A 23,181-nucleotide genomic window follows, 5' to 3' on the forward strand; every position below is an offset into this window, starting at 1 on the left:
TGGTCGCACAACCAGTCTATTCCTTCGGGCACCGCTTTCCTTTTAGGCCTCGCCTTCACGCTAATCCGTGAAGAACCATGAAAAAGGCCGCTCCGGGGAGCGGCCTTGGCGTGGGCGAGTGTCGCCGACGTTACTGGATCTTCGCCTGCTGGCGCAGGCCTTCCTCGAACGCCTGCAGCTTCTGCTGCACGAGCTGCTGGGCGATCTGCGCCTTCACCTGATCGAACGGCGGCGGCGCGACGTCGCGAATGTCGTCGGCACGGATGATGTGCCAGCCGAACTGCGTCTTCACCGGCGTGTCGGTCATCTGGCCTTTCTGCAGCTTCTGCGCGGCCGCCGCGAATTCCGGCACGTACGCCTTCGGGTCGGACCAGTCGAGGTCGCCGCCATTCTTGCCCGAACCCGGATCCTTCGAGTACTGCTTCGCGAGATCCTCGAACTTCGCGCCGCCCTTGATCTTCGCGATCAGGTCCTTCGCTTGCTGCTCGCTGTCGACGAGGATGTGATGCAGGTGGTACTCGCGGTTGCCGCCAGCGCCCTTCACGAGCTCGTCATAGCGCGCCTTCACGTCCGCATCGGTCGGCTGGTTCTTCTTCAGGAAGCTCTCGATCATCGAGCGCAGCACGACCGTCTGCTGCGCGACGGCGACCTGCGCCTTCACGTCCGGGCGGTTCGGGATGCCTTCGCGGATCGCTTCCTGCATCAGGATTTCGCGGTTCACGAGTTCCTGGCGCACGGCCTGCTGCAGTTGCGGGCTGTCGGTCTGACCTTGCTGGACGAGCTGCGCGACCATCGCGTCGGCGCGCGACTTCGGAATCGGCGTGCCGTTCACGACGGCGATGTTCTGGGCGAATGCCGGTGCCGCTGCAAAAGCAGCCGCCGCGACCCACAGGCGGGGGGATTTCAGGATCATCGGGAATTCCTGTTGAGACTAGATTGAAGATTCGTTGAATTCTTCGGGCGTATAAGCCACGATCGCGAGCGCGTGAATGCCGCGCTGCATCGCATCAGCGAGCGCATCATACACCAGCCGGTGCCGCGCCACGCGCGGCTTGCCCGCGAATGCGGCCGACACGATCGTGACCGTGTAGTGGCCGCCGGCGGCCGCGCCGGCGTGGCCCGCGTGCTGCGCGCTGTCGTCGCGCACCGCGAGCGACAGCGGCGCGAGCGAGGCGGTGAGGCGCGCTTCGATCAGCGCGATGCGCTCGTCGGGCGAGGCGTCGAGAAAGGCGTCGGTCATGTCATTCGTCCTTCAGGTACTTCGTGAGCCACAGGCTCTGCAGGATGATGAACACGACCATCGCGCCCGTCGTCCCGAACAGCTTGAAGTTCACCCACTGCGATTCGGTGTAGTTCTGCACCACGTACAGGTTCGCGACGCCAAGCACCGCGAAGAACAGCGCCCACGCGACGTTCAGCTTGTCCCATACGGGATGCGGCAGCGTAAGCTGCTTGCCCATCATCTTCTCGATCAGGTTGTTGCCGAACGCATAGCGTGCGGCGAGCAGCCCGATCGCAAACAACCAGTACAGCACAGTCGGTTTCCATTGAATGAATTTTTCGTCATGCAGGACGAGGGTGGCGCCGCCGAAGACGACGATCACGCCGAGACTGACCCACAGCATCGTGTCGACCTTCCGGTGGCGGAAGGCGACCCACGCGACCTGGGCCAGCGTCGCGACGATCGCGACGGCGGTGGCGGTGAAGATGCCCCAGACCTTGAAGGCGGCGAAAAACAGGATGATCGGAAACAGATCGAACAGGAATTTCATGGCGCTCGCAGCTGCGTGAAAGACCGCATCGCGCGGCCTTTCACCGTTGTAGGGACCCGCCAGGCGACACCGTCCGGAATCGGCGCAGCCGGGGAAGGCTGTCCGACCGATCCGTCCGGCGCCGCTCATTCGTTTTCGGGTCGGGACTCGAAGTTTAACGCAGCCGAATTGATGCAGTACCGCAAACCGGTCTTGTCGCGCGGGCCGTCCTCGAACACGTGGCCGAGATGCGCGCCGCAATGGTTGCAGCGGACCTCGACGCGCACCATCCCGTGCGTGCGGTCGATCTTCTCGTCGATCACCTCGCCGTTCAGCGGCTTGAAATAGCTGGGCCAGCCGCAGCCCGAATGGAATTTCGCGCCGGATTCGAACAGCGGCGTGCTGCAGACGACGCATGTGTAGATGCCGGCGTCTTCGGTGTCGGTGTATTCGCCGGTGAACGCGCGCTCGGTCGCCGCATGCTGCGTGACCTCGTACTGCATCGGCGTGAGGCGGCGGCGCAGTTCGGCGTCATCCTTCTGGTACGGGTAGGTTTTATCGTCGGAATCGTGTGACATGTGGGAATTCTCCTGATCGGTCGGTCGGGTCGTGCGGGTCACGACGAACAGCTCACTTCGAGCGACCCGGCCCAGTCGGGCGGCAATGCCGCATACGCTTCATGTTCCGGTTGTTCGTCGAACGGCCGGCGCAGCACCTGCGCGAGTCGTTCGACTTCGGAAAAGTCTTTTTCCTTCGCGTGCCGGATCGCGACTTCGGCCAGATGGTTGCGCAGCACGTATTTCGGGTTCACGCGGTTCATCGCGGCCGCGCGGGCCGCGTCGTCGCGCGTCTCCTCGGACAGCCGCGTGCGGTAGAGGTTCGCCCACGCGTCGAACGCGTCGCGATCGATGAACAGGTCGCGCACCGGCGCGTCGCGGCTCGCATCGTGCTTCGACAGCTGCGCGAGCCGGCGGAACGTCAGCGTGAAGTCCGCATGGCTCGCGTGCATCGTTTCGAGCAGCTTGTTCGCGAGCTCGGCGTCGTTTTCGCGTTCCAGCTCGAGGCCGAGCTTCGCACGCATCGCGCGTTCGAGCGCGGGGCCGAAGCGTTCCGGAAACTTCGCGAGCACGGCCTGCGCGTCGTCAACCGCGCGCTCGGCGCGCGCATCGTCGTCGCTGATGCCGTGCTGCAGCCCGATCAGCGGCAACAGCGCCTGTGCGAGGCAGTAGCAGTTCCAGTGCGCGATGCGCGGCTGCATCCGGTACGCGTAGCGGCCGCTCGTGTCGGAGTGGTTGCAGATGTGATTCGCGTCGAACGCGTCGACGAAGCCGAACGGTCCGTAGTCGATCGTCAGGCCGAGGATCGACATGTTGTCGGTGTTCATCACGCCGTGGCAGAAGCCGACGGCCTGCCATTGCGCGACGAGCTCGGCCGTGCGCAGCGTCGCGGCTTCGAGCAGCGCGAGGTACGGATCGTCGGCGTCGCGGCACGCCGGATAGAAGCGGTCGATCACGTGATCGGCGAGCTGGCGCAACAGGTCCGGGCGATCGTTCGAGAAGAAGTGCTCGAAGTGGCCGAAGCGCACGAAGCTCTCCGACACGCGCGTGACCACGGCCGACGTCTCGATCTCCTCGCGCACCACCGGCTGGTCGGAGCCGACCACCGTGAGCGCGCGCGTGGTCGGGATGCCGAGGTGATGCATCGCTTCGGAACACAGGAATTCGCGGATCGACGAACGCAGCACGGCGCGGCCGTCGCCCATCCGCGAATACGGCGTGCGGCCGCCGCCCTTGATCTGCAGCTCGTAGCGTCGGCCGTCGGTGCCGGGGAGTTCGCCGATCGTCAGCGCGCGGCCGTCGCCGAGCTGGCCGGCCCACACGCCGAACTGGTGACCGGAATACACCGACGCGTACGGCAGCGCGTTCGCGGGCCAGTCGCGCGTCGGGTTGCCGGCGAACAGCTCGGCGAAGCCGGGCTGGGCGGCGAACGATGCCGGCAGGCCGAGCAATTGCGCGACTTCGTCCGAAAAGCCGACGACGTACGGCGCAGGCAGCGGCGCGGCCGGCAGCCGCGTATGAAACGCGTCGCCGAGCGTGACGAACGCGCCAAGGGCCGGCGCGCCGAGCGTGGCGGCGAGGTCGGGGAGAGTGTCAGCCGCATCGGCTGCGCTTCGGGAAAACGACATGTTGAGCGCCTCTGGGTAAGCCGATATTGTAAGGCGGCGCCGCGCCGCCCGCATGGCGGCCCGCGTGCGTTGCGCGACGCCCGTCCGGCCGTGGACGGGCCGCAAGCAGGCGCACCGCTTCAAGGCTGGTCACCGATTCGCGTCCTTCCGGGAGAACAAGACGATGGGTAAGCCGTTGCTGGGCCAGATGATGGACATGCCGTTGCTCGTGTCGTCGCTGATCGCGCATGCCGCGCGTTATGCGGGCGACACGGAGATCGTGTCGAAGCGCGTGGAAGGCGACCTGCATCGCTACACGTACCGAGACTGCGAGCAACGCGCGAAGCGCCTCGCGCAGGCGCTCGCACGGCTCGGCGTCGAATCGGGCGACCGCGTCGGCACGCTGGCCTGGAACGGCTACCGGCACCTGGAGGCGTATTACGGGATCGGCGGGATGGGCGCCGTGTGCCACACGATCAACCCGCGCCTCTTTCCTGAGCAGATCGCCTACATCATTAATCACGCGGAAGACCGCTACGTTTTCTTCGACATCAATTTCGCGCCGCTCGTCGATTCGATCGCGCCGCAGTGCCCGCACGTGAAGGGCTGGATCGCGATGACCGACGCCGCGCACCTGCCGTCCGGCGCGCTGCCGTACCTGTGCTACGAAACCCTCGTCGACGCCGAAGACGGTCACTATGACTGGCCGCGCCTCGACGAGCGGCAGGCGTCGGGCCTGTGCTACACGTCGGGCACGACGGGCAATCCGAAGGGCGTGCTGTATTCGCATCGCTCGACGGTGCTGCACGCATACGGCGCCGCACTGCCCGACGCGATGAACCTGTCGGCGCTGGACGCCGTGCTGCCCGTCGTGCCGATGTTCCATGTGAACGCGTGGGGGCTGCCGTACGCGGTGCCGCTCACGGGCGGCAAGCTCGTGCTGCCCGGCAAGGACCTCGACGGCAAGTCGCTGTACGAACTGATGGAGGCCGAACGCGTGACGTTTTCCGCGGGCGTGCCGACCGTGTGGCTCGGGCTGCTGAACTACATGCGCGAGGCCGGCGTGCGCTTCTCGACGCTGAACCGCACGGTGATCGGCGGCTCCGCATGCCCGCCCGCGATGCTGCGCACGTTCGAGGACGAATACGGCGTGCGCGTGATCCATGCATGGGGGATGACCGAGCTGTCGCCGCTCGGCACGCTCGCGAAGCTGAACTGGGCGCAGTCGCAGCGGCCGCTCGACACGCAGCGCCGGCTGCTGGAGAAGCAGGGGCGCGTGATCTGCGGCGTCGACATGCGGATCGTCGGCGACGACGGCCACGAACTGCCGTGGGATGGCGTCGCGTTCGGCGAACTGCAGGTGCGCGGGCCCTGGGTGATCGACCACTACTTCAGGAGCGACACCTCGCCGCTGTCGGACGGCTGGTTCCCCACCGGCGACGTCGCGACGATCGATCCCGACGGCTTCCTGCAGATTACCGACCGTAGCAAGGACGTGATCAAGTCCGGCGGCGAGTGGATCAGCTCGATCGACATCGAGAACGTCGCGATCGCGCACCCGGGCGTGGCCGAAGCCGCCTGCATCGCCTGTGCGCACCCGAAATGGACCGAGCGTCCGCTGCTCGTCGTCGTGCCGCGCGAAGGGGCGAATCTCAGCCGTGACGCGCTGCTCGCGTTCTACGAAGGCAAGGTCGCGAAGTGGTGGGTGCCCGACGACGTCGTGTTCGTCGAATCGCTGCCGCACACCGCGACCGGCAAGCTGCAGAAGCTGAAGCTGCGCGAGACGTTCCGCGACTACGTGCTGCCGACGGCGGTCGGCGAGCCGTAAGCCAGGACCGGCGACGGTCCGCCCCGTAGTCCGCCACGCGGTCGCCCGATCCGCCCCCCGGAACGGGAAAAATTCAAATTGAACGACCGTGCTTTTTCGTTGTATGCTGCCTCGGTTCGATCCGGACATGCGGCCGTTCGACCGCGCACAATGAAGCGCAGCCACCCCGGCGCGCGATGCATGGAGGCAGGCAGATGGCAGTGGATTACTCGACTCGCGACGGCGTGGCCGTCATTACGCTCAACAATCCGCCCGTCAACGGGCTCGGCCTGTCGACGCGCCAGGGCGTCATGGACGCGCTCGATCGCGCGTTGCAGGATCCGTCGGTCACGGCGATCGTGCTGACGGGCGCCGGCCGCGCGTTCTCGGGCGGCGCCGACATCACCGAATTCAATACCCCGAAGGCCCTGCAGGAGCCCACGCTGCACACCGTGATTCGCGCGGTGGAGGCGAGCGCGAAGCCGGTCGTCGCGGCGCTGCACAGCGTCGTGATGGGCGGCGGGCTGGAGCTCGCGCTCGGCGCGCACTATCGCGTCGCGGCGCCGGGTGCGCAGGTCGCGCTGCCCGAAGTGAAGCTCGGCCTGCTGCCGGGCGCGGGCGGCACGCAGCGGCTGCCGCGTGCGGTGGGCCTCGAAACCGCGCTGAACATGATCGTGTCGGGCGCACCGGTGCCGTCGGAGCAACTCGCGGACAGCGGGCTGTTCGACGCGATGGCCGACGGCGAGCTGCTCGACGCGGCCGTCGCGTTCGCGCGCAAGGTCGGTGCGCAGAAGGGGCCGCACCCGCGCGTGCGCGATCGCAAGATCGTCCACGAGAACGCCGCGGGTTTCATCCAGTTCGCGCGCAATTCGGCGCGGGCCGCCGCGCCGAATCTCCCCGCGCCGCACAAGTGCATCGACGCGATCGAAGCCGGCGTGCTGAACGGCTTCGACAAGGGCAGCGTCGCCGAGCGCGAGGGCTTCGTCGCGCTGATGATGACGCCGGAAAGCCGCGCGCTGCGGCATGCATTCTTCGGCGAGCGCGCGGCGAGCAAGATTCCCGACGTGCCGGCCGACACGCCGGTGCGCGAGATCCGCCGCGTCGGCGTGATCGGCGCGGGCACGATGGGCGGCGGGATCGCGATGAACTTCATCAACGCGGGGCTGCCCGTCACGCTGCTCGAGACGAAGCAGGACGCACTCGAGCGCGGGCTGGCCACGATCCGCAAGAACTACGACGCGCAGGTGAAGAAGGGCAAGCTCACGCAGCAGAAGCTCGATGCGCGCATGGCGCTGATCACGCCGACGCTGTCCTACGACGACCTGAAGGACGCGGATCTGATCGTCGAGGCCGTGTTCGAGGAGCTCGGCGTGAAGGAGCAGGTGTTCGGCCAGCTCGACGCCGTCGCGAAGCCGGGCGCGATCCTCGCGTCGAACACGTCGACGCTCGACGTCGACAAGATCGCCGCGTTCACGAAGCGTCCGCAGGACGTGGTCGGCATGCACTTCTTCAGCCCCGCGAACGTGATGAAGCTGCTCGAGGTCGTGCGCGGCGCGCAGACCGCGAAGGACGTGCTCGCGACCGTGATGGCGGTCGCCAAGAAGATCCGCAAGACGGCGGTCGTGTCGGGCGTGTGCGACGGCTTCATCGGCAACCGGATGATCGAGCAGTACATCCGCCAGGCGCTCTTCATGTTGGAGGAAGGCGCGCTGCCCGCGCAGGTCGATCGTGCGATCGAGAAATTCGGTTTCGCGATGGGCCCGTTCCGGATGAGCGACCTCGCCGGCAACGACATCGGCTGGGCGATCCGCAAGCGCCGCTATGTCGAGAAGCCCGATCTGCAGTACTCGAAGATCGCCGACCGCCTGTGCGAACAGGGCCGCTTCGGCCAGAAGACGGGCGGCGGCTGGTACGACTACGTGCCGGGCGAGCGCAAGGCGAAGCCGTCGGCACTCGTCGACGAGATGGTCGTCGCGTATTCGAAGGAGCGCGGCATCGAGCGGCGCAAGATCGGCGACGACGAGATCGTCGAGCGGCTCGTGTTCGCGCTCGTCAACGAAGGCGCGAAGATCCTCGAGGAGAAGATCGCGTCGAAGGCGTCCGACATCGACATGGTCTACCTGACCGGCTACGGCTTCCCGCTCTGGCGTGGCGGCCCGATGCTGTACGCGGACATGGTCGGCCTCTACAACGTCGAGCGGGCGATCCGCCGCTACGCGGCCGCGCCGAACGGCGACGCATGGCAGCTCGCGCCGTCGATCGCCGAGCGGGCGTCGGCCGGGCGCGGATTCAACGACTGACGGCCGCGCGTGACGGCACGGCGAAGGCAGCAAGGAGAAACGCAATGAAACGCACCGACGACGTATTGCTCGTGATCGACGTGCAGTACGACTTCATGCCGGGCGGCGCACTCGCGGTGCCGGACGGCGACGCGGTCGTGCCGGTGATCAACGCGCTCGCGCGACGCTTCGACCAGGTCGTGCTCACGCAGGACTGGCATCCGCGCGAACACGTGTCGTTCGCCGCGAACCACCCGGGGCATGAGCCGTTCTCGACGCTCGCGCTGCCGTACGGCGAGCAGGTGCTGTGGCCCGTGCACTGCGTGCAGGACACCGAAGGCGCGGCGCTGCATCGCGACCTCGACATCCCGCATGCCAGGCTCGTGATTCGCAAGGGCGGCGACGCCCAGCTCGACAGCTATTCCGCGTTCGTCGAAGCCGACCGCACGACGCGCACGGGGCTCGCCGGCTATCTGCGCGAGCTCGGCGCGAAGCGCGTGTGGTGTTGCGGGCTCGCGACCGACTATTGCGTCGCGTGGTCCGCGCTCGATGCGCGCGCGGCCGGCTTCGAGGCCGCGGTGATCAATGATGCGTGCCGCGCGATCGACCTGAACGGGTCGCTCGCGCACGCATGGCAACAGATGCAGGCGGCGGGCGTCGCGCATGTGACGTCCGCGGGCGCGCGCCCGACGGCGTAGCGCATTCCCATCCGATTTAGGGTCTGCTTACCTATGGAACGCACATGCGAATGCCCGAAATCGCTCGTCCCCCAAGGGGACTTCCTTCGGGGCGTATGGCAAGAAGTGAGGAGCGCCGTTTGGCCGAGCCAAACAAGCGACGAGCGACGCCGCCATACGGGCGATTTCGGGCATTCCCGTGGAATGAATTTCAAGTTTGGGGTTGCCACGAGAACGGCCGCTCGCCGCGTTGCGCTCCTTGCGAATACGTTAGTATTCGCGGCGTCGCGCGCCTCGCGAGCGGCCGTTCTCGTGGCAACGCATGCGCGTTCCATAGGTAAGCAGACCATAACCTGAAGCAGGACCGAAGGAGACTCGCATGACCGAAGCCGTAATCGTATCGACCGCACGCACGCCGCTCGCGAAATCGTGGCGCGGCGCATTCAACATGACGCACGGCGCGACGCTCGGCGGCCACGTGGTCGCGGCCGCGCTCGAACGCGCGAAGCTCGACCCCGCGCGCATCGAGGACGTGATCATGGGTTGCGCGAACCCCGAAGGCGCGACCGGCGCCAACATCGCTCGGCAGATCGCGCTGCGCGCCGGGCTGCCGGTGAGCGTGCCGGGGATGACGGTGAATCGTTTCTGCTCGTCCGGCCTGCAGACGATCGCGCTCGCCGCGCAGCGGATCATCGCGGGCGAGGGCGACGTGTACATCGCAGGCGGCGTCGAATCGATCTCGTGCGTGCAGAACGAAATGAACCGGCACATGATCCAGGAAGGCTGGCTCGTCGAGCACAAGCCCGAGATCTACTGGAACATGCTGCAGACGGCGGAGAACGTCGCGAAGCGCTACGGGATTTCGAAGGAGCGGCAGGACGCGTACGGCGTGCAGTCGCAACTGCGGGCCGCGGCCGCGCAGGAAGCCGGGCGCTTCAACGACGAGATCGTGCCGATTACCGTACGCGCGGGCATTGCCGACAAGGCGACGGGCCGGCTGTTCACGCAGGACGTGACGGTGTCGGCCGACGAAGGCATCCGGCCCGACACGACGCTCGAAGGCGTGTCGAACATCCGTTCGGCCGTGCCGGGCGGCGTGATCACCGCGGGCAACGCGAGCCAGTTTTCGGACGGCGCGTCGGCGTGCGTGGTGATGAACGCGGACGTCGCGCAGCGCGACGGGCTGCGTCCGCTCGGCGTGTTCCGCGGTTTCGCGGTGGCCGGCTGCGAGCCGGACGAGATGGGCATCGGCCCGGTGTTCGCCGTGCCGAAGCTGCTGAAGCAGGCCGGGCTGAAGGTCGACGACATCGGCCTGTGGGAACTGAACGAAGCGTTCGCGGTGCAAGTGCTGTACTGTCGCGACACGCTCGGGATTCCTGAGGAACGCCTGAATGTGAACGGTGGCGCGATCGCGGTCGGCCATCCGTACGGTGTGTCGGGTGCGCGCCTGACGGGCCATGCGCTGATCGAAGGCAAGCGGCGCGGCGTGAAATACGTGGTCGTCACGATGTGCATCGGCGGCGGGCAGGGGGCGGCCGGGCTGTTCGAAATCGTTTGATTTCGACTGGCTAACTCGCGGCTTCTTGAGTGGAAGCCGCGAGCGCCGGCATTCGCAGGCCATTTGAAAGGAATCGCAAGTAAAAGGCGTCCTTTCGATGCTGCCGTTTCTCCTTACTTGTCAAACGAATTGCCGCATCTATACTTGCTCTGACATTTGCCTTTCGGCGGGATGGACCAGCGCGTGCGTCGCACGGACGCTCGCGACGCGTTTCCGGTAGCCGGCGAAGACGATGCAGCACGCGTTTCCGGCACCGTGGACGTTCGAACCACGCAGCAGACCGAAACGGGGATCAAATTGAGCACGACCTATGCATCGGCGGAACCCCCGCGCGTCGTCAGCGCCGCCGCGAGGCTCTACGCGAAATGCCTGCTGATCGGATTCGCGCTCTTGCCGGCCTATCTGATCGCCTATTTGTGGTTCTTCGGCGACCCGCGCGTCGTGTTCGAGAGCCACGCATTCCATGAAATCGCGATCGCGGCTGCCACACTCGAAGGCGCATTCGTCACCTACGTGACGTGGGTGTGCTACCGGTCGTCCGGCGAGCCGCTGCTGCGCTGGCTGACCCTCGGCTTTCTCGGCTTCGCGATGATCTATGCGCTGCACGGGGTCTTCACCGGGATGGCGCACCACAATATCTGGCTGTTCCTGCTGTACGGGCCCGCGTCGCGGCTGGTGATGTCGATCCTGCTGCTGACGGGCATGCTGTCGTATTCGAATCCGCCCGATCGGCCGGAGAAGCGCACGCGCGCGCTAACCTGGCTGCCGTGGATCGCGTTTTTCTTGATCGTCAATGTGGCGGTCGCCTATATCGCGTATTCGCCGGTCGCCGGCGCGCTGGGCACGCGGCTGTCGATGGAAGGCGGCGCGCTGGTGTTTTCGCTGCTGAACGTCGGCGTGCTGCTCGCCAGGCGGATCCGTTCGCCGCTGATGGTGATCTACGGCATGTCGATCATGGCGTTCGCGCTGTCGTCGGTCGCGTTCATCCTCGGCAAGCCATGGAATCACATGTGGTGGCTCGCGCATGCGATCTTCGCGGGCGGGTTCTTCCTGCTCAGCTATGGCGTCGTGCAGGCGCTGCAGACGACGCGCTCGTTCTCGGCGATCTACCGCCAGGAAGACCTGATGAGCCGGCTGTCGGAATCGATGGCGCGCACCGATAGCGCGCTGCAGGAGCTGCGGCGCACGAACCAGAAGCTCGAGTACATGGCCGCCACCGATCCGATGACGGGTGCGTCGAACCGCCGCCAGTTCATCGGGCAGGTCGAGCGCGAGATCGTGCGTGCGGAACGCGACGGCACGCCGTTTTGCCTGCTGGCGCTCGATCTCGACAACTTCAAGAACATCAACGACGCATACGGGCACCAGATCGGCGACGAAGTGCTGCGCGGCGTCGTGCGCCAGTGTCTCGAGGCGATTCGTCCGGCGGGTGCGCTCGCGCGGGTCGGCGGCGAGGAGTTCATGGCGCTGTTGCCCGAGATGCCGCTCGAAGGCGCCCGCATGACGGCCGAGCGCGTGCGTTCGTCGATCGCGAGTTCGCCGTTCGGGCTGGATTTCAAGCGCGTGCAGGTGACGGTCAGCGTCGGCGTCGCGCAGTACGGTGTGGACGGGAGTACGGTCGATGCGTTGCTGCGGGCGGTCGACGAACGGCTGTACCAGGCGAAGCGCGACGGGCGCAATCGCGTGGTCGCGCACTGACGCGCGACCGGCGCGCATCCGGCGACGCCGCGCGCGTTGATGCGGGGCAGCGGCGCGATGCCACGTACCGCCGTTTTGCGTGCAACCCCGAACGAAGCCCCGCCCGCGAATACGCGCGCGGGGCTTTCGTTTCACCGGCGGCCCGACTATCGCGACGCAATCGCCGCGGCGTTCGCCGGCTGCGCGTCCTGAATCCGCTGCGCTGCCTGCCACCAGTACTTGCCCGTGCGCAGTTGCGGATCGCGGATCGCGAGATACGTCGTGCTCCACAGCTGCGCCGCGTTGGCCTCGGTCGCATCCGCGCTGCGTGTGCCGAATGCGTCCGGCCGGTACTGGCCGTTGACGTACGACCAGGTCCACATCTCCGACGTGCGCATGTCGTGTCCGTTCGAGATCACCTGCCAGATCGTCTGCCGTGCCTGCGTCAGCAGCGTGCGCGTCGTGTCCGACAGGTCCTGGCGCGCGAGCTGGCGACCGAGCCCGGCGACCCACATCGCCTGCTGCCACGACCAGATCACCGTGCCGTGATACGCGGAACTCGTAAACTTCCGCCACAGCGCCTGGCTCGCATACGCGGGGTTCGCGATCAGCATCCCGACATCGGTGACGAGCCCGGTCGGGAAGGGCCGCGTGACGTCGGCGACGATCCGCCGGAGCTCGTCGTCCGGCGGCGTGCCGAACAGCAGCGCGAAGCCGCCGTCGGAATTCATGACGGGGATCGGGGCGCCCTGCTGGTCGAGCGACAGCGCGTAGAACGACAGCGGCGCGCTCGGCGCGGTGCCGGCCGGCACGCCGGCGGACGGCGCATAGGTCGACACGTCGGTCGCCGCCTGCGCGGCCGGCACGCTCACCTGGAACAGCGGCGGCGCCTGCTGCTCCCAGGTGGCCGCTTCGGTCGCCGTGTTCGCGAGCGCCGCGCGTTGGCCGGCGTCCAGGTACGGATCGAGCAGGCCGCGCGCGAGGAACGCGTTCGCCGCGCGCAGCGCGGCCGGCACGAGCACCGCATTCACGTCGTACGGGTAGACGCCGCCGCCGAGCCCGTCGGTGCTGTCGCGCCAGTTGCCGACGATCTCGCCGGGCCGCAGCCGGATCAGGTTCGCGACCGACGGCTGCTGCGCAAATGGCTGCGCGGTCGCCGCGACGTGCAGCAGGTTGACGACCAGCCGGCTGCCGTTGGTCTGGCCGTCGCTGCCGCGTTGCGCGAGATAGGCGGCCGCGCGCGCCTGGCCGCGCGTGTCGTCGATCAGCCAGGCCGCCGCGATCGGCGCGAGCAGGTAGTCGCTGTCGATCATCTTGTAGTCGTAGGCCGGCGTCGCATCGTTCGGCCGACCCTTCTTCGCGTTGTCGATCAGCGCGAATTCGCCGATGCCTTCCTCGTGCGCGACCTTGCCGTCGTTCGACAGGCGGCTCAGCACCGCCGTCAGGCCGGCCTCGATCGCCGCCGGCTCCAGCACCGGCATCAGCATGCGCACCGAGATCAGCGTGTCGCGGCCGAAGTAGGTGTCGTACTGCCACGAGCCGGCCAGCAGCTTGTCGTGGAAGCTCAGGAATTCGAGCACGTTCTGGCTGACCGGGTCGGGGTTCACGGACGGCGCGAGCAGGTCGGCGCGCGTGATCGGCGACAACGGCGTCTCGCCCGACAGCGCGTCGACATGCAGTTTCAGCGTGCGTGTGCCGGGCGCCGCGCGCAGCACGAGCTTGCCGCCTGCGGCCGGCGCGATGCTGCCGCCGTCGCGCAGCGTGATGCGCAGCGCGTAGCCGGGGGCGCCGTCGATCCTGTCGCGCTGCCATTGCGCGGCGCTGCCCTGGATCGTCGGGGCAGTGACGATCTCCGGCGGAATCGTCGCGCCGCCGTTGAAGTCGCGCAGGAAGCGCACGTTGCTGAGCAGGCCCTGGCGGATCGTCAGCGTATCGGTGTCGACCGACACGTCGGCACCGATGCCGTGCAGCGGACGACCATGCGTGTCGGGCGCCGATAGCGAGGCGGGTGGCGTGTCGAGGCTCCAGTTCACCGGCTGCACCGTATCGTCGAACCACAGCCCGGTGCCGCTGTTGCCGGCCGGAAACACGACGAGCAGGCGCGGTTTCGTCGACGAACGCACCAGCAGATGCGCGGCGACCTGGTCCTGCCGGTAGAACGCATTGATTTGTCCGCCGGCGTCCATGCGGAACGACAGTGCGGCCTGGTTCGACGGCGGATTGGCCGGCTTGACGTCGTCGTCGTTACAGGCCGCGAGCAGGCCGGCGCAGACGAGTCCCATACAAAGCGACTTCGCGAAGCGATGCATGTCATGTCCCTCCTGATGAATGGCGATTTTTTATGAGAATGATCGAATCTGCCGGCGCTCGGCCGGCTTCGTCCGGTGCGACGGCATTCCGATGAATGCGCGATTTAATCCGGACGTGATGCGGGGCGAATTGGGCGGAATAACCGGCAGGCGGTTAATGCCAGAATTGAAAAGTAAAAGAAGACTTCGCCTCCGTGAGGCACGATTGACTTCTTGTACAGGCGCCCCGTCATGGCACCGGAAGCGATGCAAGTGGTGCAGGGAGTGAAACGTAAGCTGTCGCAGGGGATTCTAAAGTTCGGATAAAGATGGAGTCAATAATGTTTTTGAAAATTCCGAATGATCGCTTGAAAAGCGGATGCAATTATTGCCAGATGGATCGGTAAAATGTTCGAATCTGGATGCCTTGTCTCTTTGTAGTCACAGTCTGCTTTCGCTCTGGGAGCAGGCATTCTTGAATCTTGTATGTGCGGCCGAAACGGGTCGATAGCCGCCCATCTCCAAAAGCCAAAGCGTAGGTATTGGCGGAGGTTTGTGTGCTGAGCCGTGTCAGATAAGGTGCAGGTACTGCCGCATCATTGGAGTCACGGTTGCAGGTGTTGCGGCGGGTCGCATGCTCATGCGACCGGGAGAAGTTGCTTTGGTCGCCCGAGTTTGCCGGCGGCCTCGGCGCGCACGAAGTTCGCCTTTCGGCCAGTTTCCGGCGGTCACGACGGGGGGCTGCTTGTCATGAGCACAGAATCGGAGGCTATACTCGGACAGGCCGTTAGGCTGCGCATTCCATTCGATATTGTCACTGACTGTATCGATCAAGCGCTTGTGGTAGGCTTGGTTAGCTTACGATGTGAAAAAAGCCCGCCGACCGATAGCACGAGCTTTTCGCCTTCAAGTGACTCAATCAGGATGAGGCAAAAACCCGGAAATATCCCGTGTTCCAGTATGTCCAACTGGCGGTCTGGCCATTCCAACTTCCGTGCAACGGGACTTTGGAATATATAGAGAGTGTGATGGTGGTTGTATCGGCCCAAATTGAAATGGGATTTCCCGATTTGGAGTTATCCCATGGCCAGAGCAGTGGATATATCGTTTCCTGGTCAGGTGAAAAAATAATAGCTATTTGAGTGGGTGAGACATGTAGATTGTGGGCTATAACCAAGTTGTGGTTCGTCTGATTGCTCTCAGCCATCCAGCCGGAGTCGAACTGATACTTCGAGTCGAAGGCTGCGGGTTCGGCGGATATTTTAGAATCCGTGTAAATCAAATCGTCTTCCATGTTAAATCCTCAATATTAATGGCAATCGGTTTGTGGAATTTGGTTCGCAAGCCAAAAGCATTGCTATGAAATGAATTTGTATGATGTCAATATTCAGTGAGCGTGCCAGTAGATCGCCCGGGATGAAGAACGGGTTTGCTGTCGGATTTGGGTAAGTTCTGGCGACTCATTGTGCTGTCTCTATTAGTTGGCATCGAAGTCGTTGCATCGATTCTAGATTGGATGGGTCGCCTAGCGTAGCGATCGATCGAAAATGAAAATTACCGACAGGAACTATCGAGTCGATGATTTCACTGTAGCAGCGCAAACTACATTTTCACGTTCATAGGGCCTCCATTTTTGGTTGTAAATCTACGCTATAATTTACGCCGAAGTGATTTTCGGTACATTGCTCTCACTCACAAAAGTCAGTATGGTAGTGGTGTTGTATTTGGTCAAGGGGTTTAGTCGTCATATTTTTTGTATAAAAAAAGAACCAATGTTTGTAATTACCGCTGATTTTTTATTCTTCTCGTTAGTCGCCTTCCCAATAGACCGTGGGCCTACGCGTGGCTTTGAACGAAGGCCGCCCGCACGACTGTTGCTGGAACATTGAGAACTGGCCGGCTTCGACCTCCACCCTTACGACTGCGGTTTCCCGTAGTGGATCAGTTCTCTCACTCTTGGCAAATGGCGACAAGCATTTCACTCGGACATGCTGTATGTCGGAGAAGGGCGGGTGGTCGTCCAGATCTCGTCGCACCGACGGACCGATTCGGGGCGGGAATGGACGTCCCCGAAAGTGCCAAGCGTAGGTTTGGGCGTAGCTTTCTGATTGTGGCCTGGTCAGATAAAGCGCAGGTACTGCTGCATCATCGGTCATTGATGGAAGCGGTTGCGATACCGCTGTCCATACGCGCCTCATTTTCGACGTCGTCAAGCCAATTTGCCCAAGCCTGCATCACCTCCCGTCGTTCCCGCAAGTACTTTGCATGGTTGTATGTCGAACGCGTCTTGTCCTTATCCTTGTGCGATAGCTGCATCTCAACGACTTCGTCTTTCCACCCCATCTCATGAAGGTTCGTCGACGCGGTTGCTCGAAAATAGTGACCGGTTATCGGTTCAGGGTTATCCGGAACCATGTAGTCGATCGCGCGATTAATCGTTGCGCGACTCATATGTGGGAGCCTTCGATTGCTATGAAGGATCGGCAGGATATATCCACGATTGCCATACATCTCCTGCAACTCGCGAAGTAGTTCAAGCGCTTGCTTGGGAAGCGGAACGATGTGCAGGCGTCGCGCTTTGATTTTTTCCGGTGGCACCCTCCATTCGGCGGTTCCCAGGTCGATTTCTTCCCATCGCGCCCGGCAAAGCTCGACCGTTCGTGGAAACAGCATCATCAGCAATCGAATCGCAATCGCGGTTCGTCTGCTCTTGTAGGTCGGAAGCTTCCGAAAGAGCCTCTTTAGTTCTTCGCGGCTCAATGGCCGAGCATTCTCGGTTGGCGGAGGACCGATCCGCGCAGCACGGATGCGGGATCTGTATCTGCCCGAAGCGTGATCACCGCATACTGGAACACGTTGGACACGTACTGGCGCAGTTTGATCGCTACGGAAGGGGAGCCACGCTCCTCGACTCGGCGCATCAAAGCAAGCACGTCGTGTGCAGTAATGGAACGCATGGGCGGTTCCCGATGTACGGGTACGCATCCGCTTCCAGCATGCGCAGAATCTCGCCATAGTGCCGCTCGGTCCAAGTCTTCCTCTTCTTCTGAAGCCATTCGTCGCTTACGGAACGAAAAGTTGCTTTGCCTTCGTTGATGCGCGTGGACAGCACTTCCTGTCGCGCGTGAGACGGGTGCAGCCCCTTCTTGACGAGTTCGCGGGCATCATCGCGCGCCACGCGCGCGTCTTGGAGGCTGACCGTTGGGTATTCGCCGATCGCGAAGAGATTTTCTTTCCCCGCAATTCTGTACTTGTATCGCCAGGGCTTGGAGCCGGACGACGGCTTCACCAACAGATACAGCCCATTGCCGTCGGTAAGTTTGATAGGCTTGTTGCCTGCTTGCGTTTGTCGGATCTTGATGTCGGTAAATGGCACGGTGAAAAAGCGGGTATCGTCGTTGGAAGTCTGAAATCGAACCCGCGTTGACACCCGCCTTTTCGTCGGCCGGGCGCGATTTCCGACGAACGTGAGCGAACGATGAAAGGGCAGTCGATGCCCGACGGGCAAGGGTTCCAGGCGAATCGCCGAACCACCACGAACTGGAGCGAACGAAGTGATCAGACATATCGTCATGTGGAAGTTGAAGGAATCGGCGGAAGGCGGCACGCGTGCGCAGAACGCGCTGAAGCTGAAGGAAAAGCTCGAAGGCTGCCGCGATCTCGTGCCGGGCATCCTGCAGCTCGACGTCGGCGTGGCGACGCCCGGCCTCGACGCGACGTCGGACGTCGTGCTCGTGTCCGATTTCACGGACCAGGCCGCGCTCGATGCGTACCAGGTGCACCCGGTTCACCAGGAAGTGAAGAAATTCATCGTTGCGGTGGCCGAATCGCGCCAGTGCGTCGACTATTTCTCCGAAAGCGCACGATGAGCGACGCGGCATCCCCGACGGACGGCCCGTCGATCGAAAGCCCGTTCGTCGATCTGCTCGGCGTGCGGCTCGTGTCCGCGAAGGACGGCGCGAGCGAGATCGTGCTGCCGCTCGACGAGCGGCACATGAACACGTGGAGCATCGCGCACGGCGGCGTGACGATGACGCTGTCGGACATCGCGCTCGCGATGGCCGCGCGCAGCCTGACCGACGACGGCGTCGGCGTCGTCACGGTCGAGATGAAGGTGAACTTCATGCAGCCGGGGCGCGGCGAGCTGCGCGCGTACGGACGCGTGATGCATCGTTCGACGACGATGGCGTACTGCGAAGGCGAAGTGCGCGACAGCGACGGCAACTTCGTCGCGAAGGCGCTGGGCACGTTCAAGTACATGCGGCGGCTCGCGGTGGGCCGCGACATCAAGCGACAACGCACGCGCACGGCGCCGGACGCCCATCCCGGCCCGAGCGACGCGTAAGCGCCGAACGAGCGGCCCTGCCTGATCGAAGGCAGGGCCGTTTGTTTTGCGGCACGGATCCGCAACGGGATGGCGATACCGCGCGAACGAAACCAAGGAGACAGCAATGAACACGGTCAACCGCCAGATCCTGCTGGTGTCACGCCCGCAAGGCGCCGCGAGCGCCGACAATTTCCGGCTCGTCGAAACGCCGCTCGCACCGCTCGCCGCGGGCGAATTGCGGGTACGCAACCATTTCCTGTCGCTCGATCCCTACATGCGCGGCCGCATGAACGATGCGAAGTCGTACGCGGCGCCGCAGCCGTTGAACGAGGTGATGATCGGTGCGACGGCGGGCGAGGTGGTCGAGTCGCGGCACCCGGATTTCGCGGTCGGCGAGCACGTGGTCGGCCAGTTCGGCTGGCAGGAATACGGCACGTCGAACGGCGGCGGGCTGCGCAAGGTCGACACGTCGCGGGTGCCGCTGTCCGCATGGCTCGGCGTGACCGGCATGCCCGGCGTGACCGCGTGGGTCGGGCTGAACCGGATCATCGCGCCGAAGGCCGGCGAAACCGTCGTCGTCAGCGCGGCGAGCGGCGCGGTCGGCAGCGTGGTCGGCCAGCTCGCGAAACGCGTCGGATGCCGCGCGGTCGGCATCGCGGGCGGCCCCGACAAGTGCCGCTACGTGGTCGACACGCTCGGCTTCGACGCGTGCGTCGACTACAAGGCCGGCCGGCTGGCCGACGACCTGGCCGCCGCGACGCCGGACGGTGTCGACGGCTGCTTCGAGAACGTCGGCGGCGCGGTGCTCGACACGACGATGGCGCGGATGAACGCGTTCGGCCGGATCGCCCTGTGCGGGATGATCGCCGGCTACGACGGCGTGCCCGCGCCGCTCGCGAATCCGGGCCTGATCCTGCGCTCGCGACTGACGATGCAGGGTTTCATCGTGTTCGAGCATCCGGACGCGTGGCCGCCCGCGCTGGCCGAGCTGAGCGAACTCGTCGCGACGAAGCGGCTCCATTACCGCGAGACGATCGCATACGGGCTCGAGCGGGCGCCGGACGCGTTCCTCGGGCTCCTGAAGGGCCGTAATTTCGGCAAGCAGCTGGTGCAACTCGTCTGACCCGCGCGTGGCATCATGTGACGCTTGTTCGCTCACGGCGCCGTACGCGCCGTCCTCACCGATGCCGCTGAATCCGAAGATCGCCCAGGTGCTCGATATGATCGAGCGCGCGAAACGTCCGTCCTATCACCACCAGACGCCGCAGCAGGCGCGCGCAGCGTACGAGAAGAGCGCGCCGATCCTCGACGTCGCGCCCGCACCGATGCATTCGATCGAGGCTTGCGTCGTGCCGACGCGCGACGGCCGCTCGGTCGGCGCGAGGCTGTACCTGCCGGTCGAGCCGAGCCTTGCCGAGCCGCTGCCGGCGCTGGTCTATTACCACGGCGGCGGCTTCACGGTCGGCAGCGTCGATACGCACGACGCGCTATGCCGGATGTTCGCGCGCGACGCGCAGTGCGCGGTGTTGTCGGTGGACTACCGGCTCGCGCCCGAACACCGGTTCCCGACCGCGGTGAACGACGCCGACGACGCATTGCGCTGGCTGCATCGCGAGGCCGCCGCATTCGGCATCGATGCGACGCGGCTCGCGCTCGGCGGCGACAGCGCGGGCGGCACGCTCGCGACGGTCTGCGCGGTGCTCGCGCGCGACGCGGGCATCGACCTTGCGCTGCAGATGCTGATCTATCCGGGCGTGACGGGCTACCAGGACACCGAATCGCACGCGCGGCTCGCGAGCGGCTACCTGCTGACGCAGGACACGATCCAGTGGTTCTTCACGCAATACGTGCGCGATCGGTCCGATCGCGACGACTGGCGTTTCGCGCCGCTCGACGGCAAGCGCGACGCGCCGTCGTTCGCCGGTGTCGCGCCGGCGTGGATCGCGACGGCCGAATACGATCCGCTGAGTGACGAGGCCGCCGCGTACGCGGACAAGCTGCGCGCGGCCGGCAATCCGGTCACGCTGGTCTGCTATTCGGGGATGATCCACGAGTTCTTCAAGATGGGCGGCTACGTACCCGAGGTGCGGGCCGCGCATGCCGACGCGGTGGCGGCGCTCAAGGCGGCATTCGATGACGTTTGACGGCGGCGGCGCCCGGCGCCGCGCGGAGGAAGCGATGACCGACGACTGGGTGGAAACGGGCGACTGGACGGTGCTGGGCGGCGATGCCGCACGCATTCGCGATGCGGTGTTCGTGCGCGAGCAGCGGATTCCGCCGGAATGGGAGCTCGACGACGAGGATCCGCTGTCGCTGCATGCGGTGGCCTACCGGGCCGATGCGGCGACCGGCACGCGCCGCGCGGTCGGGACCGGACGGCTGCTGCGCTCCGGCACGATCGGCCGCGTCGCGGTGCTGGCCGACGCGCGCGGGCAGGGCGCCGGATCGGCCGTGCTGCACGCGCTGCTGGACGCGGCGCGGCATCGCGGCGAACCGGTCGTGCGGCTCTACGCGCAGGATGCCGCAGTGGCGTTCTACGTACGGCACGGTTTCACGACCATCGGCGAGCGGTTCGTCGAAGTGGGCGTGCCGCACGTCGAGATGGCGCGCGCGCCCTGAGGCCCGTTACTCGCGTGAACAGGCCCGGGCGCCGCACGCACCGGCTCAGCGCGGCTGCGTCGCGTCGATGTCGAACGTGAACGTGCGCTCGAACGTGCCCGGGCGAACGGTGCGGTGCGAGCCGTCGTCGTCGCAGCGCTCCTTGATGTCGACCGTCAGCCGCACGCCTTCCTTCATCGTCACGCGCAGCGCGGTCGTGCCGCGCGTACCGTATTCGGGTGTCTCGATGAACGCCGCCGACAGCGCACGCTCGCGCTCGATCGGAATGCCGGTGTGCGGCAGCGCGTCGTCGGCCGCGACGTGCGGATCGCGCATCAGCTCGATCAGTTCGTCGAGCGACGGGGTCGGATTCTCGGTGAGCAGCGTGCCGAGTTCCGCGCGCTTGCGCACGACTTTCGGCCAGGGCGTATCGAGCCGCGCGTTCGACAGCGCATGCACGCCGGCGCCGACCGCGACCGGCGGCGCGACAGCGGTTTCGCCTTCGGCCGCGCGGTTGCAGAACCACGCGAGTTCGCGCCGCTTCCAGTCGCCGACCAGCAGGTTGAAGCCGTTGTACACGGCCGCGTGCTCGGCCAGCGCGCCGAGATAATCGAGCGGCGCGACGGACGGGCCGCCGAGGAAATCGGACACGAGCTTGCCGCGGGTCGGTGCGCCCGCGCGAATGTCGAACGGCGCGCGGTAATTGGTCAGCGCCGCGAAGCGGCCGTCGCGGGACACGCCGAGCCATGTGCCGCCCGCTTCGAGATCGCGGCCGGCCAGCACGCCCGGCACGTCCTCCCACCACGAAAGCGGCGCACTCGTACGGCGAAAGAATTCGTCGCGGTTGGCGGTGAAGGTAAAGACAGGACCGGCGGCGGCATCAGGCTGCCAGTCGAAGGCAATCAGACACATCGGGCGAATCTCTCGCAGGAAACATCGCGCGCCGGCCGCCACGTGCGAACCGGCGTGCGAACAGGTTGTCAGTGCGTCACGCTTCCGTTGGCCATGCGTACGGCAGCGCGTCGAACGCGAGCGCCGGGCCGTCGGCCGCACCGAGGTGCACCGTGCCGCGGTCGAGCGCGGCCAGCTTGATCTCGACGAGCGCGTCGACGCCGCCCGCTGGGGCGGCCGCCGCATTGACGATCATTCCGCACGGCTGGCCCGCGTCGTCACTGTGGAACAGCTCGACGCCGGCATGCACGGTGTCGGTCTCGCCGGCGACATGCGCGAGCGCGGTGCGACGCTTGATCGTGCCCCGGTACTGGCTGCGCGCGACGACTTCCTGGCCCGGGTAGCACCCCTTCCTGAAGTTAACGGCGCCGATCACGTCGAAGTTGACCATCTGCGGCACGAACTGTTCGACGGCCGGCTGCGTGATGCGCGGCTCGCCGGCGCGCACGTCGAGCCAGTCCCATACGGCCGGCGACACGACCGGCATCGTGCCGCCGAGCGCGGCGAGGCGCGCGTCGACTTCCGCGCGCGGCCCGATCCACAGATAGCGCTTGCGGCCTGCCGCGTCCGGCACGCGGATCAGCGCCCCGGCGGGGCCGTCGACCTTCACGTGCACGCCGTCCGGCAGCGCGTCGAAGATGCCCGACAGCGCATTGCGCACGTCGCCCGCGAAGCCGACCACCGCGAGCGTGTCGCTCGCGTCCGTCAGTTTCGCCTTCGCGCGCAGCACGAACATGGACAAGCGTTTCTGAACGGCGGCCTGGACGTCCTTCGAGACCAGCAGGCGCACGTCGTGACCGGCGCGCCAGGCGAGGAACGACGCGAGCAGGCGGCCCTTCGCCGAGCAGTAGCCGGACAGGCGCGCACTCGCGGCATCGAGATGCTCGATGTCGTTGGTGAGCTGGCTGTGCAGGAACGTCGCGGCGTCGTCGCCCGCCACGTCGATCACGCCGAATTGCGGGAGCGGCATGCAGGCGCCCGGCGCGTCGAAATCGGCAGCGGACGGGCGGGGGAAAACGGGGAGCGAGGCAGTTGCGGCCTGGGCAGCCGGTGAAGCGAACGGTGTGCTCATGGAATGAGGGAGCAGTCAACTCTGACTTTGAC

20 protein-coding genes and 1 pseudogene are annotated in these 23,181 nt (G+C 65.6%); 10 read left to right on the plus strand and 11 right to left on the minus strand.

The genetic code is table 11. The features are described from left to right. Window positions 1-130: 130 nt before the first annotated feature. The 5 genes from SB786_RS21820 to SB786_RS21840 form a co-directional block, all read right to left on the minus strand. A complete protein-coding gene (locus SB786_RS21820; RefSeq protein ID WP_410729308.1) occupies window positions 131-913 on the minus strand; it encodes a peptidylprolyl isomerase in 783 nt (260 codons plus the stop codon). Between the two features lie 18 nt (window positions 914-931). Beyond that, entirely contained in the window at window positions 932-1,240 is a 309-nt protein-coding gene (locus tag SB786_RS21825) for a BolA family protein (RefSeq protein ID WP_012364068.1), read from the minus strand. 1 nt (window position 1,241) lies between these two features. After that, window positions 1,242-1,772, minus strand: a complete 531-nt coding sequence (locus tag SB786_RS21830; RefSeq protein WP_006761175.1) for a septation protein A — start codon at window positions 1,770-1,772, stop codon at window positions 1,242-1,244. 125 nt (window positions 1,773-1,897) lie between these two features. Further along, a complete protein-coding gene (gene msrB, locus SB786_RS21835; protein WP_006761174.1) occupies window positions 1,898-2,329 on the minus strand; it encodes a peptide-methionine (R)-S-oxide reductase MsrB in 432 nt (143 codons plus the stop codon). A gap of 38 nt (window positions 2,330-2,367) precedes the next feature. Next, a complete protein-coding gene (locus tag SB786_RS21840) occupies window positions 2,368-3,936 on the minus strand; it encodes a protein adenylyltransferase SelO (protein WP_410729309.1) in 1,569 nt (522 codons plus the stop codon). Between the two features lie 163 nt (window positions 3,937-4,099). On the opposite strand from SB786_RS21840, the gene SB786_RS21845 reads away from it, so the two are divergent. The 5 genes from SB786_RS21845 to SB786_RS21865 all read left to right on the plus strand — a co-directional run bounded on the left by SB786_RS21845 (window position 4,100) and on the right by SB786_RS21865 (window position 11,934). Further along, on the plus strand, window positions 4,100-5,743 hold the full coding sequence (locus SB786_RS21845) for a 3-(methylthio)propionyl-CoA ligase (protein ID WP_410729310.1): 1,644 nt from the start codon (window positions 4,100-4,102) through the stop codon (window positions 5,741-5,743). A gap of 194 nt (window positions 5,744-5,937) precedes the next feature. Then, entirely contained in the window at window positions 5,938-8,022 is a 2,085-nt protein-coding gene (locus SB786_RS21850) for a 3-hydroxyacyl-CoA dehydrogenase NAD-binding domain-containing protein (RefSeq protein WP_410729311.1), read from the plus strand. Window positions 8,023-8,066: 44 nt separating this feature from the next. Continuing rightward, entirely contained in the window at window positions 8,067-8,699 is a 633-nt protein-coding gene (pncA, locus tag SB786_RS21855) for a bifunctional nicotinamidase/pyrazinamidase (RefSeq protein ID WP_006753411.1), read from the plus strand. 358 nt (window positions 8,700-9,057) lie between these two features. Next, window positions 9,058-10,236, plus strand: a complete 1,179-nt coding sequence (locus tag SB786_RS21860; RefSeq protein ID WP_410729312.1) for an acetyl-CoA C-acyltransferase — start codon at window positions 9,058-9,060, stop codon at window positions 10,234-10,236. Between the two features lie 297 nt (window positions 10,237-10,533). Then, window positions 10,534-11,934, plus strand: coding sequence for a GGDEF domain-containing protein (locus SB786_RS21865; RefSeq protein WP_410729313.1), 1,401 nt, complete (start codon window positions 10,534-10,536; stop codon window positions 11,932-11,934). 146 nt (window positions 11,935-12,080) lie between these two features. Here SB786_RS21865 and SB786_RS21870 read toward each other — a convergent pair whose 3' ends face one another. The 4 genes and pseudogenes from SB786_RS21870 to SB786_RS21885 form a co-directional block, all read right to left on the minus strand. Beyond that, window positions 12,081-14,222, minus strand: coding sequence for a hypothetical protein (locus SB786_RS21870; RefSeq protein WP_410729315.1), 2,142 nt, complete (start codon window positions 14,220-14,222; stop codon window positions 12,081-12,083). Between the two features lie 898 nt (window positions 14,223-15,120). After that, window positions 15,121-15,495: a hypothetical protein gene (locus SB786_RS21875; RefSeq protein ID WP_410729316.1), complete on the minus strand. Its 375-nt coding sequence runs from the start codon at window positions 15,493-15,495 to the stop codon at window positions 15,121-15,123. Window positions 15,496-16,346: 851 nt separating this feature from the next. Next, the gene (locus tag SB786_RS21880) at window positions 16,347-16,961 is read right to left on the minus strand and encodes a tyrosine-type recombinase/integrase (RefSeq protein ID WP_410729317.1); all 615 of its coding nucleotides are present in this window, start codon (window positions 16,959-16,961) and stop codon (window positions 16,347-16,349) included. Beyond that, window positions 16,958-17,874, minus strand: a pseudogene (locus SB786_RS21885) (tyrosine-type recombinase/integrase). The gene SB786_RS21880 and the pseudogene SB786_RS21885 overlap by 4 nt, the downstream one beginning before the upstream one ends. Between SB786_RS21885 and SB786_RS21890 the strand changes: the two are divergent. The 5 genes from SB786_RS21890 (at window position 17,756) to SB786_RS21910 (ending at window position 21,147) form a co-directional block, all read left to right on the plus strand. After that, window positions 17,756-18,070: a Dabb family protein gene (locus SB786_RS21890; RefSeq protein ID WP_006760033.1), complete on the plus strand. Its 315-nt coding sequence runs from the start codon at window positions 17,756-17,758 to the stop codon at window positions 18,068-18,070. The pseudogene SB786_RS21885 and the gene SB786_RS21890 overlap by 119 nt on opposite strands. Then, window positions 18,067-18,546: a PaaI family thioesterase gene (locus SB786_RS21895; protein WP_011885047.1), complete on the plus strand. Its 480-nt coding sequence runs from the start codon at window positions 18,067-18,069 to the stop codon at window positions 18,544-18,546. The genes SB786_RS21890 and SB786_RS21895 overlap by 4 nt, the downstream gene beginning before the upstream one ends. A 106-nt stretch (window positions 18,547-18,652) precedes the next feature. Beyond that, entirely contained in the window at window positions 18,653-19,651 is a 999-nt protein-coding gene (locus SB786_RS21900) for an NADP-dependent oxidoreductase (RefSeq protein ID WP_410729318.1), read from the plus strand. Between the two features lie 61 nt (window positions 19,652-19,712). Continuing rightward, window positions 19,713-20,672, plus strand: a complete 960-nt coding sequence (locus SB786_RS21905; RefSeq protein ID WP_410729319.1) for an alpha/beta hydrolase — start codon at window positions 19,713-19,715, stop codon at window positions 20,670-20,672. A 34-nt stretch (window positions 20,673-20,706) separates the two neighbouring features. Beyond that, window positions 20,707-21,147, plus strand: a complete 441-nt coding sequence (locus SB786_RS21910) for a GNAT family N-acetyltransferase (RefSeq protein ID WP_410729393.1) — start codon at window positions 20,707-20,709, stop codon at window positions 21,145-21,147. Between the two features lie 45 nt (window positions 21,148-21,192). Here the strand turns inward: SB786_RS21910 and SB786_RS21915 are convergent, their stop codons facing one another. Beyond that, window positions 21,193-22,038 (minus strand): NRDE family protein, encoded by an 846-nt coding sequence (locus tag SB786_RS21915; protein ID WP_410729320.1) that lies wholly within the window; start codon window positions 22,036-22,038, stop codon window positions 21,193-21,195. A gap of 76 nt (window positions 22,039-22,114) precedes the next feature. After that, window positions 22,115-23,149: a YgfZ/GcvT domain-containing protein gene (locus SB786_RS21920; RefSeq protein ID WP_410729321.1), complete on the minus strand. Its 1,035-nt coding sequence runs from the start codon at window positions 23,147-23,149 to the stop codon at window positions 22,115-22,117. Between the last annotated feature and the right edge of the window lie 32 nt (window positions 23,150-23,181).

This window comes from Burkholderia sp. SIMBA_062, from assembly GCF_046534765.1.
Lineage (GTDB): Bacteria > Pseudomonadota > Gammaproteobacteria > Burkholderiales > Burkholderiaceae > Burkholderia > Burkholderia ambifaria.